The 13126-nt window shown below is 74.7% G+C and carries 12 protein-coding genes and 1 pseudogene; 6 read left to right on the plus strand and 7 right to left on the minus strand.

Annotated elements, in window-relative coordinates; translation table 11 throughout:
- Nucleotides 1-24 precede the first annotated feature (24 nt).
- Together KSE_RS14665 and hutH are read right to left on the minus strand one after the other, a co-directional pair.
- On the minus strand, nucleotides 25-897 hold the full coding sequence (locus KSE_RS14665; RefSeq protein ID WP_014136096.1) for a MurR/RpiR family transcriptional regulator: 873 nt from the start codon (nucleotides 895-897) through the stop codon (nucleotides 25-27).
- A 163-nt stretch (nucleotides 898-1060) separates the two neighbouring features.
- A complete protein-coding gene (gene hutH / locus KSE_RS14670) occupies nucleotides 1061-2623 on the minus strand; it encodes a histidine ammonia-lyase (protein WP_014136097.1) in 1563 nt (520 codons plus the stop codon).
- 115 nt (nucleotides 2624-2738) lie between these two features.
- Between hutH and fdhD the strand changes: the two genes are divergently transcribed.
- Nucleotides 2739-3554, plus strand: a complete 816-nt coding sequence (fdhD, locus tag KSE_RS14675; RefSeq protein WP_033259269.1) for a formate dehydrogenase accessory sulfurtransferase FdhD — start codon at nucleotides 2739-2741, stop codon at nucleotides 3552-3554.
- 562 nt (nucleotides 3555-4116) lie between these two features.
- On the opposite strand, the pseudogene KSE_RS44665 reads toward fdhD, so the two are convergent.
- The 3 genes and pseudogenes from KSE_RS44665 to KSE_RS14690 form a co-directional block, all read right to left on the minus strand.
- Nucleotides 4117-5244: pseudogene (locus KSE_RS44665) on the minus strand (diguanylate cyclase domain-containing protein); the annotation flags it as partial.
- A gap of 223 nt (nucleotides 5245-5467) precedes the next feature.
- Nucleotides 5468-6532 (minus strand): adenylate/guanylate cyclase domain-containing protein, encoded by a 1065-nt coding sequence (locus KSE_RS14685; protein WP_014136100.1) that lies wholly within the window; start codon nucleotides 6530-6532, stop codon nucleotides 5468-5470.
- Between the two features lie 203 nt (nucleotides 6533-6735).
- Complete coding sequence (locus KSE_RS14690) at nucleotides 6736-7632, minus strand: biotin--[acetyl-CoA-carboxylase] ligase (RefSeq protein WP_014136101.1); 897 nt, start codon at nucleotides 7630-7632, stop codon at nucleotides 6736-6738.
- Nucleotides 7633-7846: 214 nt separating this feature from the next.
- On the opposite strand from KSE_RS14690, the gene KSE_RS14695 reads away from it, so the two are divergent.
- Both KSE_RS14695 and KSE_RS14700 read left to right on the plus strand, forming a co-directional pair.
- A complete protein-coding gene (locus KSE_RS14695; protein ID WP_014136102.1) occupies nucleotides 7847-9454 on the plus strand; it encodes an acyl-CoA carboxylase subunit beta in 1608 nt (535 codons plus the stop codon).
- A 23-nt stretch (nucleotides 9455-9477) separates the two neighbouring features.
- On the plus strand, nucleotides 9478-9678 hold the full coding sequence (locus KSE_RS14700; protein ID WP_014136103.1) for an acyl-CoA carboxylase subunit epsilon: 201 nt from the start codon (nucleotides 9478-9480) through the stop codon (nucleotides 9676-9678).
- A 70-nt stretch (nucleotides 9679-9748) separates the two neighbouring features.
- On the opposite strand, the gene KSE_RS14705 is transcribed toward KSE_RS14700, so the two are convergent.
- Complete coding sequence (locus tag KSE_RS14705) at nucleotides 9749-10171, minus strand: DoxX family protein (RefSeq protein ID WP_014136104.1); 423 nt, start codon at nucleotides 10169-10171, stop codon at nucleotides 9749-9751.
- Between the two features lie 262 nt (nucleotides 10172-10433).
- On the opposite strand from KSE_RS14705, the gene mmpB reads away from it, so the two are divergent.
- Together mmpB and KSE_RS14710 are read left to right on the plus strand one after the other, a co-directional pair.
- Entirely contained in the window at nucleotides 10434-10559 is a 126-nt protein-coding gene (gene mmpB / locus KSE_RS45815; RefSeq protein WP_014136105.1) for a morphogenic membrane protein MmpB, read from the plus strand.
- Nucleotides 10560-10577: 18 nt separating this feature from the next.
- The gene (locus tag KSE_RS14710; protein WP_014136106.1) at nucleotides 10578-11189 is read left to right on the plus strand and encodes a Maf family protein; all 612 of its coding nucleotides are present in this window, start codon (nucleotides 10578-10580) and stop codon (nucleotides 11187-11189) included.
- Between the two features lie 9 nt (nucleotides 11190-11198).
- Here the strand turns inward: KSE_RS14710 and KSE_RS14715 are convergent, their stop codons facing one another.
- Nucleotides 11199-11963: an alpha/beta hydrolase family protein gene (locus KSE_RS14715; RefSeq protein ID WP_014136107.1), complete on the minus strand. Its 765-nt coding sequence runs from the start codon at nucleotides 11961-11963 to the stop codon at nucleotides 11199-11201.
- Nucleotides 11964-12210: 247 nt separating this feature from the next.
- On the opposite strand from KSE_RS14715, the gene KSE_RS14720 reads away from it, so the two are divergent.
- Nucleotides 12211-12966, plus strand: a complete 756-nt coding sequence (locus KSE_RS14720; protein WP_014136108.1) for a hypothetical protein — start codon at nucleotides 12211-12213, stop codon at nucleotides 12964-12966.
- Nucleotides 12967-13126 lie beyond the last annotated feature (160 nt).

Raw genomic sequence — 13126 nt, forward strand, 5'->3', positions numbered from 1 at the left:
GTGTCGTTCGGCGAACAACGGGTGTCAGTCCAGGAACAGTTGACGGGCCGTCGCGGACTGCTCGATGGCTTCCAGCCGGGCCTCGGCGCCGGGGATCTCGTCGCACATGGTCTGCAGCAGGACCCGGCCGAGCATCATCGGCGCGCACGCGGTGTCGAAGACCAGGCCGGTGCCGACGGCGGCGGGCAGCAGGACGTCGGAGAGCTTGGCGACCGGGGCGAACGCCGAGTCGGCGACGGTGAGCACGGTCAGGCCGCAGTCGCGGGCCACCGCGAGGGCGTCCATCAGCTCGCGCGGGTAGCGCGGCAGGGCGAAGCAGAGCAGCGCGGTGGCCCCGGCGGCGGCGGCCTGCTCCAGCCGGTCGGCGAGCATCGAGCCGCCCTCGTCGAGCAGCCGGACGTCGGGGTGCACCTTGCCGGCGAAGTACGCGAAGCCGCGGGCCTGCGCGGAGGCGGCCCGCAGGCCGAGCACCGGCAGCGGGCGGGAGGCGGCCAGGATCCGGGCGGCCCGGGCGATCGGAGCCGGGTCGGCGAGCAGTTCGGCGAGGTGCCGCAGGTGCTCGATCTCGGCGAGGACGGCCTGCTGGTGCTCGTTGCGCGCCACGTCGTCGTGGCTCTCGGCGGTGCCGGGCTCGCCGACGCCGAGCTCGCGCAGCTGCTTGCGCAGCGCCGGGTAGCCGTCGTAGCCGAGCGCGACCGCGAACCGGGTGACCGAGGGCTGGCTGACGCCGGCCAGTTCGGCGACCTCGACGCTGGACAGGAACGGCGCCTCGGTGGCGTGCCGGACCAGCGAGTGGGCGATCCGCCGCTGGGTGGGGGTCAGCCGGTGGCCCTCGAAGAGCTGGAGCAGTCGGGCGGAGGGCCCGGCACCGGTGCCGGTCTCGTCCAGGGCGGTCATGTGCGGTACCTCCACGCTCGGTTGGGCGGTCGCCGGTGGCTTCGGCGGTGGGACGACTGTGGCGCAGTCCCGGCAGGTGGGCAATCGCGTATCGCCTGGCGGGACGGACGGGTCCGGGGCGCGGCCCCGGCGGGTGCGGCCCGCCCGTCCCACCGGGCGGTCCTCAGGCGAGCGGGCCGGTGACCCGCTCGACCGCGGCCAGCAGCCCGCCGGAGGCGACCAGCGCGGCGGCGGCCTCCAGGTCCGGCGAGAGGAAGCGGTCCCGGCCGGGCCCGCCGACCCCGGCCGCGCGGGCGGCGGCGACGGCGGCGGCGGTGGCCGGGGCGAGCACGCCGGACTGTTCGGCGGCCTGCTCCCGGATCTCCAACGCGCGCGCGGCGGCCACGAGTTCCACGGCCAGCACGCGTCCCAGGTTGGCCACCGACCGGCGCAGCTTGCGGGCCGCGGACCAGCCCATCGAGACGTGGTCCTCCTGCATCGCGGAGGACGGGATGGAGTCGACCGAGGCGGGCACCGCGAGCCGCTTGTTCTCGCTGACCAGCGCGGCCTGGGTGTACTGGGCGATCATCAGGCCGGAGTCGACGCCGGGGTCGTCGGCGAGGAACGCGGGCAGGCCGTGCGAGCGGGCCTTGTCGAGCAGCCGGTCGGTGCGGCGCTCGGAGATCGAGGCCAGGTCGGCGGCGGCGATCGCCAGGAAGTCCAGCACGTAGCCGACCGGCGCGCCGTGGAAGTTGCCGTTCGACTCGACCCGGCCGTCCGGCAGCACCACCGGGTTGTCGACCGAGGCGGCCAGTTCGCGCTCGGCGACCAGCGCGGCGTGCGCCAGGGTGTCCCGTCCGGCGCCGGCCACCTGCGGGGCGCAGCGGATCGAGTACGCGTCCTGGACCCGGGGGGCGTCGTCCTGGTGGTGGCCGGTGAGGGCCGAACCGCGCAGCACCGCGAGCATGTTGGCGGCGGCGGCGGCCTGCCCGGGGTGCGGGCGGATCGGGGCGTGCAGGTCGGGGGCGAGCACCTTGTCGGTGCCGAGCAGCGCCTCCAGGCTCATCGCGGCGGTGACGTCGGCGGTGGTGTAGAGGCGGCGCAGGTCGGCCAGCGCCATCAGCAGCATGCCGAGCATGCCGTCGGTGCCGTTGATGAGGGCCAGGCCCTCCTTCTCCAGCAGTTCGACGGGGGCGATCCCGGCGGCGGCGAGCAGTTCGCCGGCGTCCTTCTCCACGCCGTCCGGGCCGAAGGCGGTGCCCTCGCCCATCAGCACCAGCGCGCAGTGCGAGAGCGGCGCGAGGTCGCCGGAGCAGCCGAGCGAGCCGAACTCCCGGACGGCCGGGGTGATCCCGGCGTTCAGCAGCGCGGCCATCGTCTCGGCGACCAGCGGGCGGACGCCGGTCCGGCCGGAGGCGAGCGTCTTCATCCGCAGGAACACCAGGGCCCGGACCACCTCGGTCTCGACCACCGGGCCCATCCCGGCCGCGTGCGAGCGGACCAGCGAGCGCTGCAGCTGGGCCCGCAGCTCGGGGCTGATGTGCCGCACGGCCAGCGCGCCGAAGCCGGTCGACACGCCGTACACCGGGCGCGGCTCGGCGGCCAGCGCGTCGATCCGCGCCCGGGCCGCGGCCATCTCGGCGAGCGCGTCCGGCCCGATCTCCACCCGGGCGCCGCCGCGGGCGACGGCGAGGACGTCCTCGGCGCTGACGTCGGCCTTGCCGACCCGGACGACGACACTGTGCATATCCATATGCACAATCTCATCAGGTGAATGAAGATGTGACAAGCGGGGTCGCGAAGCCGTCGCGGGCCGCGGCCGCCCGACCAGTGGTTGACTGGCCCGCGGAGGTGCGACACACATGGCGCGGGCGACGGAACGACGACGAGTGGTGCGGCTGGACGGCGACGGGCGCTCCGGCCGGCCCGACAGCCTCGCGGCCGAGGAGCCGCTGGAGATCCGGATCGGCGGCGAGCCGCTGACCGTCACCATGCGCACCCCCGGCCACGACTTCGACCTGGTCGCCGGGTTCCTGGTCGGCGAGGGCCTGGTCACCACCGCCGAGGAGCTCGCCGCGCTGCGCTACTGCGCGGGGACCGACCCGGACGGCGCCAACACGTACAACGTGGTCGACGCCACCGTCCGCGGCGCCCGCCCGGCGCTCTCCGCCCACCGCAACCTGCTCACCACCAGCGCCTGCGGCCTGTGCGGCCGCGACACCGTCGACGCCGTCCGGACCCGCTCCCGCTGGGACGTCGCCCCCGACCCGCTCAGCGTGCCCGCCGCCGTCCTCTACGACCTCCCCGGCCGGCTGCGCGCCGCCCAGCGCGCCTTCGACAGCACCGGCGGCCTGCACGCCGCCGGACTCTTCGGCGCGGACGGCACGCCGCTCTGCGTCCGCGAGGACGTCGGCCGCCACAACGCCGTCGACAAGGTGGTCGGCTGGGCGCTGCGCGAGGGCCGCCTCCCGCTGACCGGCCACCTGCTGATGGTCTCCGGCCGCGCCTCCTTCGAACTCACCCAGAAGGCCGCCCTGGCCGGCCTCCCGCTCCTGGCCGCCGTCTCCGCGCCGTCCTCGCTCGCCGTCGACCTCGCCGAGGAGCTCGGCCTCACCCTGGTCGGCTTCCTCCGCGAGCGCTCGGCGAACGTCTACAGCCGGGCGGACCGGATCCGCTAGGCGCTCACTCCTGCGGCGGCGAGCTGGGCCCCGCGAGGGCGACCGCGACCAGGGCGCGCAGGGCGGGGGCGGTCTGGGTGAAGGGCAGGGTGGACTCGTCGGCGAAGAGTTCGAGCAGCCAGCCGCCGGCCGGGTTGGCGCCGCCGGCGGCGGCCATCGCGCGGTAGCCGGAGACCACCATGACGGCCTCCTCGGCGGCGTCGTTGCCGGGGGCGCCGGCCCGCAGGGTGAAGGAGCCGCCGGCCACCGCCCGGGAGGTCAGCGGGTAGTGGCGGAGGTCGAAGACGGCGTCGGGGGCCTCGATCTGGGCGCGCTGGGTCTGGGCCCGGGAGCTGGCGGGGCCGCCGGTCATCCGGTAGACGGCGTGCCGGGCGGTGCGCATCAGGCAGGAGCCGGGCGGGACGTAGGAGATCCACCAGCCGACGGCGTTCAGCAGCCGGGAGGCGGTCTCGGCGACCAGGGCGAGCCGGCCGAGGGTGTCGGCGGGGTGGGTGCCGCCGCCCTGGTCGAGCGTGCCGAGGACGGCGGTGAGGAGCTGGCCGGGGTCGGCGCTGTGCGCGGTGCCGCGGAAGCGCCGCCGGTCGCCGTTCGGCCGCCCGCCGAGGGCCTTGGCGTCGGCGAGCTGGACGGTCGGGTCGGGGGCGTAGGCGGGTCCGTGGCCGCGGCCGGCCACGACCGGGTGGGCGGCGCGGGCGGCCTTGGCGCGGTACTGGGCGGCGTCGGCGAGCCGGAACAGCCGGTCGGGGGTGGTGACCGGGCCGATCGAGTCGCCGGTGGAGGCGATGCCGCAGGCGACCCCCTCGCCGTCGGTCAACTCCAGGGCGCGGACGCAGAGTTCCTCGGCGACGGCGACCACCTCGTCGGCGGACTGGCCCTCGGCGAGCAGGCAGAACTCGTCGCCGCCGAGCCGGGCGGCCAGGCTGCCGGGGAGTTTCGCGGCGGACAGCGAGAGCTGGTGGGCGAAGCGTTCGAGCAGCCGGTCGCCCATCTCGTGGCCGTGCTGGTCGTTGACCCGCTTGAGCCCGTTGACGTCGCAGACGACCAGCGAGACGACGGCGCCGTCCCGGGTGTGGGCCTTGAGCGCGGCGTCCAGGCGGGCGTCGACGGCGCGCCGGTTGGCGAGGCCGGTGAGGGCGTCGGTGAAGGCCAGGCGGCGCAGGTCGGCGACGCGTTCGGTCTGGGCGAGGCCGGCCGAGATCTGGGCGGCGAGCAGGGTGGCGTACTCGGCGTCGGCGCCGGTGAAGACCGGCATGCCGAGGCCGCGGGCGAGGTAGAGCTCGCCCCACGCCTGGCCGTGCAGGACGATCGGGGCGACCAGGCAGCAGCCGCGGCCGCGGCGGCGCAGGCCGGCGGCGCGCTGGCGGCAGAACGCGCCGGAGCCGTGCGGCGGGTGGCCGGTGTGGTGCGGGCCGACGTCCTCGGCGGTCTGGATCCAGGCGCGGGGCAGCCGTCCGGTGGTCCAGTGCTCCTCGAGGTAGGTGACGATCTCGGGGAAGTCCGCGACCGGGTACGACTCGTCCTCGGGCAGCTCCTCCTCGCCGGGGGCGAGCTCGCCGTGGTTGACCAGCACCCGCAGCCGGCCGGACTCGCGGTCCCAGACCGAGACGGCGGCCATGGTGGCGCCGAGCGCGGAGACGGCCTGGGCGGCGGCGGCCCGGACCGCCTCCAGCGGGGTCATCGCGCCCGCCATGTCCTGGGCCAGCTCGACCACGGCCTGCAGCCGCAGGTCGGGTGCCGCCGCCTGGAACGAGGTCTGCTCGTCCATGGTCGCCTCACTCACCGCTACTCACCGTCAGCCGTCCTCCCGCCCGTGTGACCCTTTTACCCAGCCTAGGGGGGTCTGCACGGTTTTCGACCGAAGACGACGGAACGGGACCGGCGGGGTGCGGGGCGGGGCGGCGGGGGCGGCCGGTTCAGTCGGTGCCGGGCACCCGGGTGAGCAGCCAGGGCTCGACCAGGCCGAGGCCGCGGACCGGGCGGCGCCACATCGGCTGGAGGTTGAAGCGGTGGCCGGGGGCGGGCGCGGTCTCGGGGAGGGCGGCGGTGCCGTCCCGGTCGAGCGCGGCGGCGAGTTCGCCGTCGACCAGGACGGCGTCCTTGGGGGCGATCGAGGTGAGCCGGGAGGCGAGGTTGACGGTGGTGCCGAAGACGTCGCCCATCCGGGAGGTGACGGTGCCGAAGGCCATGCCGACCCGGAGGGCGGGCATGTTGTCCTCCTTGGCGAGGGTCTCGACCAGGGAGAGGGCGATCTCGGCGACGGTGGCCGGGTCCTCGGAGACGAACAGGATCTCGTCGCCGAGCGTCTTGACGACCCGGCCGCCCTGGCCGGCGATCAGGTCGGAGCAGGTGTTCTCGAAGCCCTCGACGAGTTCGCCGAGCTCCTCCTCCTCCAGCCGGCGGGAGAGCCGGGTGAAGCCGACCAGGTCGGCGAAGGCGACGGCGAGCCGGCCGGAGGTGACCTCGTGGTCCTCGGCGGCGGCGACCACCCGGCCGGTGACGGCGGCGAGCTGGCGGCGCCAGACGTACACCAGGAACTGCTCCAGCTCGGGCAGCAGCAGTTCGACCAGCGGGTAGGCGACGTCGGAGCGGGTCATGCCGGGCTCGACGGGCTGGGTGAGGTTGTCGAGGAAGGTGTCCATCTGCCAGCCGGCCAGCCGGGCGGTGGTCTGGCCGGTGGAGCGGGCCACCTGGATCGCCATCGGTTCGCTGAGCAGCCCGGACTCGATCAGGCCGGCCAGCCGGCGCAGCGCGATCACGTCGTTGTCGGTGAGGGCGCGGGACTGGCCGATGTCGGGGAAGCCCATGGCGCGCCAGAACCGGGTGGCGAGGTCCATCGGGACCTCGGCGGCGCGCGCGGCCTGGTACGGGGTGTACTTGCGCGGCGCGTCGAGGATCAGCCGCTCCAGGTCGGTGGCGACGGTGGTCTCGTCCGTCGCGCCGTTGCCGGAGCCCGTCGTGGCGCCGCCGTTGTCAGTCACCGGTCCGTCCCCGTGCGGTGGGCCGCACTTGCTCTCTTGCCGTCCTGGAGGTGCCGGCACGCGACCACCGCGGGGGTAGTGGCGAGCCTCACACCGCTGCCAGGTGGAATGTTCGCACGGAATCGCGTAATCCGGGGCATCCGCCCGGTAGCCGGGCGGCCGGTCCCGCAGGGTGAGACCGCGCCGCGGACCGTCCGGCGCCCTCAGTCCTGCGGGCGGACGTGCACCACGTCGCCCGCCGAGACCGGGTGCCGGACGCCGTCGGGGGTGCGCACCACCAGCCGCCCGTCGCCGTCCACCGCGACGGCCTGGCCGAGCAGTTCGCGCTCGCCGGGCAGCTGGACCCGCACCGGCCGGTTCAGCGTGGTGCAGCGGGCGGTGTACGCGGGCAGCAGGCCGCTGGCGTGCGGGTCGCCGGCCGCGGCGGTCCACTCGCCGTACAGGTCGGCGAACTCGCGCAGCACGGCGCGCAGCAGGGTCTGCCGGTCGGTGGTCTCGGCGCCGGCCAGCGCGAGCGAGGTCGCGGTGGGGACGGGCAGTTCGTCGGCGCGCAGCGAGACGTTCAGGCCGAGGCCGGCCACCACGGCGCCGCCGGACAGCTCGGTGAGGATGCCGCCGAGCTTGCGCTCCCGCCCGTCGACGTCGGTCTGCAGGTCGTTGGGCCACTTCAGGCCGGTGCGCAGGCCGGCGATCCGGTCGAGGGTGGCGGAGACGGCGGTGCCGATCAGGATCGGCAGCCAGCCGTAGCGCTCGACCGGCACGCCCTGCGGGCGCAGCAGCACCGACAGGAACAGCCCGGAGCGCGGCGGGGCGCTCCAGCGGCGGTCGAGCCGGCCCCGGCCGGCCTGCTGCGACTCGGCGACCAGCACGGCGCCCTCCGGCGCGCCGTCCTGGGCGCGGGCGGCGAGGTCGGCGTTGGTGGAGCCGGTCTCGCTCACCACATCGAGTGAGGTCCACAGCGCCCCGGGACGCAGCAGGTCGAGCCGCAGGGCCCGTTCGTCCAACGGCGGGCGCTCCAGGTCGGTCCACGGGGAGGGGCCGTCGTGGCCGAAGCCGCGCAGGCCGGAGCGGCGGGGGCGGGGGCTGTCGGGAGTGGTCACCGGGCCAGCCTAGGGCCTTGCCCAGGGCGGTTTTCCGGACGCCGTACGCCGCCTCATCGTCCCGCAGGGAGCGCGGTGGCACGATGTGGCGATGGCCATAACCACGGGCGCGCCGCCGCTGGTTACGCTACTCAACGGTAGACCGCAGCGCCGCCCTGCCCGCACCCCTTCGCGCGCCGGGCCGGCGGCCGAGGACGCAGGGAGAGCCACCGGAATGACCCAGGCACCGCAGGCACCGCAGGACCCGAAGGCACCGCACACCACCGCCGGGAAGCTCGCCGACCTGCGCCGGCGGATCGACGAGGCGGTGCACTCCGGCTCGGCCGCGGCGGTGGAGAAGCAGCACGCCAAGGGCAAGCTGACGGCCCGCGAGCGGATCGCCGAACTGCTGGACGAGGACTCCTTCGTGGAGTTCGACGAGTTCGCCCGGCACCGCTCGACCAACTTCGGGCAGGAGAGGAACCGCCCGTACGGCGACGGCGTGGTGACCGGCTACGGCACCGTGGACGGCCGTCAGGTCGCGGTGTTCGCCCAGGACTTCACGGTGTTCGGCGGCTCGCTGGGCGAGGTGTTCGGCGAGAAGATCGTCAAGGTGATGGACTTCGCGCTGAAGACCGGCTGCCCGATGATCGGCATCAACGACTCCGGCGGCGCGCGGATCCAGGAGGGCGTGGTCTCGCTCGGCCTGTACGGCGAGATCTTCCGGCGCAACGTGCACGCGTCCGGGGTGATCCCGCAGATCTCGCTGATCATGGGCCCGTGCGCGGGCGGCGCGGTGTACTCCCCCGCGGTGACGGACTTCGTGGTGATGGCCGACCAGACCTCGCACATGTTCATCACCGGGCCGGACGTGATCAGGACCGTCACCGGCGAGAGCGTCGACATGGAGGAGCTGGGCGGCGCCCGCACCCACAACACCAAGTCCGGCAACGCGCACTACCTGGCCGCCGACGAGAAGGAGGCCGTCGAGTACGTCAAGGCGCTGCTCTCCTACCTGCCGTCGAACAACCTGAGCGACCCGCCGGTCTACCCGGAGCGGGCCGACCTGTCGATCACCGCCGGGGACCTCGAACTCGACGCGATCGTCCCGGACTCGGCGAACCAGCCGTACGACATCCGCCGGGTGGTCGAGCACGTGCTGGACGACGGCGACTTCCTGGAGGTCCAGCCGCTGTACGCGGGCAACATCGTGATCGGCTTCGGCCGGGTCGAGGGCCACCCGGTCGGCGTGGTCGGCAACCAGCCGATGGACCTGGCCGGCTGCCTGGACATCGCCGCCAGCGAGAAGGCGGCCCGCTTCGTGCGGACCTGCGACGCGTTCAACATCCCGGTGCTGACCTTCGTCGACGTGCCCGGCTTCCTGCCCGGCACCGGCCAGGAGTGGGACGGCATCATCCGGCGCGGCGCCAAGCTGATCTTCGCGTACGCGGAGGCCACCGTGCCGCTGATCACCGTCATCACCCGCAAGGCGTTCGGCGGCGCGTACGACGTGATGGGCTCCAAGCACCTCGGCGCGGACATCAACCTGGCCTGGCCGACCGCCCAGATCGCCGTGATGGGCGCCCAGGGCGCGGTCAACATCCTGCACCGCCGGGAGATCGCCGCCGCGGAGGCCGAGGGCCTCGGCGAGGAGCGCCGCGCCGAGCTGCTCGCCTCGTACGAGGACACCCTGCTCAACCCGTACCTGGCCGCCGAGCGCGGCTACGTCGACGCGGTCATCGCGCCCAGCGAGACCCGGCGGCACATCGTCCGCGGCCTGCGGGCGCTGCGCGGCAAGCGGGAGTCGCTCCCGCCGAAGAAGCACGGCAACATCCCGCTCTAGACCGGCAGAAGGGACTCCGCGCCATGACCCCCATCCAGGTGCTGCACGGGCAGCCGACCCCCGAGGAGCTGGCCACCGTCCTGGCGGTGGTCCAATCCCGGGCCGCGACCCGGGCCGCCGCCGGCCCGGCCGCCGGCCCGGCCTCCTCCTGGACCGTCCGCGTCCCGCGCCCGCTGCCCGCCCCGGGCCCGCACGCGTGGCGCACCAGCCTCTGGCCGCGCTGACCGACGCCGCGCGGGGGCCGGGGAACGGCGGGGCCCGGGGAACGGTCGCCGTTCCCCGGGCCCCGTCCGGTCAGGACCTGCGCAGCGCCTGGCCGAGCGCGAAACTGCCCGGGCCGAGGATCGCGATCAGCAGGAAGGCCCAGCAGAAGAGGACGGACGCCTCGCCGCCGTTCTGCAGCGGGAAGAGCGCGTTCTCCTGGTGGACGGTGAAGTAGGCGTAGGCCATCGAGCCGGAGGCCAGCAGCGCGGCGGTCCGGGTGCCGACGCCGAGCAGGACCAGCCCGCCGCAGACGAGTTGGATGACGGCCGCGTACCAGCCGGGCCAGCTGCCGGCCGGGACGGTGCCGCCGCCGTGGGCGCCGCCGAGGACGCCGAAGAGCGACGCGGCGCCGTGGCAGGTGAAGAGCAGGCCGACCACGACGCGGTACAGCGCGATCAGGTGCGGACGGGCCGCGTCGGCGGTGCTTCTCGCGGTGGTGGTGAGTTGGGACATGGGGTGTCGACTCCTCAGGCGAAACCAGTGGGGTGGTTTTTTCCGTGCCTGCGCACGCGCCCTGACCAGGGAAGGCCGACCGCCGGGACGGTGGGGGTGGATCGACGGACCGCACTCCGCAAATCATGGACCCGACAAGTCAGTTGCTCTATTGCAGGGAAAGCGGGCCCCCGCGTCAAGCGGGGACCCGAACCATTTCCGCTACGCCGGACTGAGTACGCGTACTCAGGCGCCGTCGGCCCGGCCGTTGCAGGCTGGTGAGGTGCTCTGGTCAGACCCGCGCGACGAACCGTCGCAAGAGGCCCGCGAGGTGCAGCGCAGGCTGCGCCGGACGGCGCTGCTGATCGCGCTGCTGGCGCTCGTCGGCGCGGCCCTGGTGCTGGTCTAGAACGCTAGGCTGGGGCCCATGACCGCTCGCCGCCCGCTGGTTCTCGCGTCCGCCTCCCCCGCCCGGCTGGGCCTGCTGCGGCAGGCGGGCCTGGATCCGCTGGTGCGGGTCAGCGGGGTGGACGAGGACGCGCTGAGCGCCGCAACGCCGGGCGAGTTGGCGCTGGTGCTGGCGGTCGCGAAGGCGGAGAAGGTGGCCGGCGAGCTGGCCGCCGAGCCGGGTGAGCCGCCGCTGGTGGTGGGCTGCGACTCGGTGCTGGAGCTGGACGGCGCCGCGCTCGGCAAGCCGGCCGACGCGGCCCAGGCGCTGGCCCGCTGGCGCTCGATGCGCGGCCGCGCGGGCGTGCTGCGCACCGGCCACTGCGTGATCGACACCGCGACCGGGAGGCGGGCGAGCGCGACCGCCTCGACCACCGTCCGGTTCGGGACGCCGGACGACGCCGAGGTCGCCGCGTACGTCGCCTCCGGCGAACCGCTGCACGTGGCCGGGGCGTTCACCCTGGACGGCCGTTCGGCGCCGTTCGTGGAGGGGATCGACGGCGACCCCGGCAACGTGATCGGCCTGTCGCTGCCGCTGCTGCGCACGCTGCTCGCCGAGCTGGACGTGCGCATCACCGACCTCTGGGCCTAGGGAGTCGCGTCAGCCGGTCGCCGGGGCGTGCTTGGCCAGGTAGCCGAGCACGTCGGGCAGCGCGCCGTCCTGGAGCAGCGGGGCGCCGTGGTGGCTGCCCGGGTAGATCTTGAGCTGCTTGTCCTCGGCGACCGAGGCGTCGTACAGGGTCCGGGCGTCGGCGCTGAACGGGGTGTCGAGCTGCTCGGCGGCGAAGTAGGTCGGGGTCTTCACCACGGTGACGGCCATCTCCGCGTTGAACAGCGGGTACGAGGTGGGCGAGCTGAGCGAGACCACGGCCCGCACCGGCAGCGGGTTGGCCAGCTTGGCGGCGACCAGCGAGGCGGCCGCGCCCTTGGAGGCGCCGACCAGCGCGACCGCGCCGACGCCCTTGCCCTGGTAGTAGCGTTCGGCGGCCTTGACGGCCTCGGTGACGTCGCCCGAGCAGGTGACGGCGAGGATCGCGTACCCGGCCTTGGTGAACGCGTCGAAGGCGGGCGCCCACTCGCAGAGCGAGCCGTCGGCCTGGTGCGAGAAGATCACCCCGACCTTGGCCCCTCCCGCGTCGGAGTCCCGGTAGTAGGCGTCCAGGTAGGTGCCGGCGGCGGTGCCGCCGTCGAGGGTGAAGGAGCCCTTCTCGGCCTGCTGCCGGGTGACGCAGCCGTAGGTGTTGGCGCTCGGGCTCGCGGCGGCGCGCGCGGCGCCGTCCTCTCCCCCGCCGCCGCTGCCGCCGGAGCAGGCGGTGAGCAGCAGCGCGGCGGCGGCCAGCGCGACGGGCGGTGCGGAACGCTTCACGTTTTCCCCCGTGAATCGTACGAATGGTGCGTGGTGGCTGCGACGCTAGGGAGCGGCCCGAAACCGGTCAATGGTCTGAACCATTCCGTTATCGCCGCGCGCGAAGCGGATCAGTCGATTCCGCTCACGGGGTGCGGAAACGAACAGAACCCGGCCCGCACATCTGTTGCAGATTTCCACTCCTGCACCCGCCGACCCACCGTTAGGCTGACGAACCGGACCGGAAAGGGGCGACGAGGAGCCGCAGATGACCGATGGAGTGCTCAACGTCGTCCTCGGGCTCGTCGCTTCGGCGATCAGCGCCGGCCTCGGCTGGCTGGCCCAGTCGCTGCGCCGGCGCCGCCGGCTGGAGCGGGAGCGCGCCTTCTTCGGCCTGCCGGTCGGCGGCGAGGCGCTGCTGGTGGTCAACCGGCAGGCGTCGGCGACGGACGCGAGGAGCGTGGCCCGCGACGACGTGTACGCGCTGATGGAACTGGCCGCGCTGGTCCGCGAGTGCGGGGCGCGGGCGACGCTGACCGGTCACGACGAGGTCCGGCAGGGGCTCGGCGACAAGACCGAGTTCTGCGTGGGCGGCCCGGTCGGCAACAAGCGGACGGCGGCCCACCTGGAGTCCTGGCTGCCGGGCGTCGCGTTCGTCTCCCCGCCCGAGGAGGCCGGGCACCCGGTGCACACCCTGCTGGTCGGCGCGCGGGAGTTCCGCTTCCTGACCTCCCGGGAGGAGCCCGGCCAGCGGGCGCACGCGCTGCTGGCCCGGGTGCACCTGCGCGAGGGCAGCCGGCCGGTGTTCCTGATAGCCGGGCAGACCGCGGTCTCCAACCACGCGGCGGCCCGCTACCTGCTCGCGCACCACCGGGAGCTGGCCCGCCGGCACGGCCGGGACGGCGCGTTCGCGGTGGTGCTGCGGGTGGTGAACGCCCGCGCCTACGGGCCGGACGTGGTCGAGTTCGAGGCCGACGTGACGGCTGCGGCCACCACCCGTCCGCAGCCCGTGGCGGCCGGCTGAACCGCCCCGATGTGGCGAAGGCCACCCGCTCCGGGCCGGCCCCGCCGCCGCCCCGGCCATGACCGCTTCGGGCTCGCTGCCTGCGGTGCGCCGCCAACGGCCGCCACGCGCAACGGAGTCCGGCAATCGAGCGTGTGAGCACGCTCACCACCAGGGACTA

Origin of the sequence: Kitasatospora setae KM-6054, assembly GCF_000269985.1 — a bacterium.
Taxonomy (GTDB): domain Bacteria; phylum Actinomycetota; class Actinomycetes; order Streptomycetales; family Streptomycetaceae; genus Kitasatospora; species Kitasatospora setae.

What these genes read in the sequence shown, in the direction of transcription:
- KSE_RS14665 (WP_014136096.1), bottom strand. Translation starts at nt 897, where the DNA reads ATGACCGCCCTGGACGAGACCGGCACCGGTGCCGGGCCCTCCGCCCGA.
- hutH (WP_014136097.1), bottom strand. Translation starts at nt 2,623, where the DNA reads ATGCACAGTGTCGTCGTCCGGGTCGGCAAGGCCGACGTCAGCGCCGAG.
- fdhD (WP_033259269.1), top strand. Translation starts at nt 2,739, where the DNA reads ATGGCGCGGGCGACGGAACGACGACGAGTGGTGCGGCTGGACGGCGAC.
- KSE_RS14695 (WP_014136102.1), top strand. Translation starts at nt 7,847, where the DNA reads ATGACCCAGGCACCGCAGGCACCGCAGGACCCGAAGGCACCGCACACC.
- KSE_RS14700 (WP_014136103.1), top strand. Translation starts at nt 9,478, where the DNA reads ATGACCCCCATCCAGGTGCTGCACGGGCAGCCGACCCCCGAGGAGCTG.
- KSE_RS14705 (WP_014136104.1), bottom strand. Translation starts at nt 10,171, where the DNA reads ATGTCCCAACTCACCACCACCGCGAGAAGCACCGCCGACGCGGCCCGT.
- KSE_RS14710 (WP_014136106.1), top strand. Translation starts at nt 10,578, where the DNA reads ATGACCGCTCGCCGCCCGCTGGTTCTCGCGTCCGCCTCCCCCGCCCGG.
- KSE_RS14720 (WP_014136108.1), top strand. Translation starts at nt 12,211, where the DNA reads ATGACCGATGGAGTGCTCAACGTCGTCCTCGGGCTCGTCGCTTCGGCG.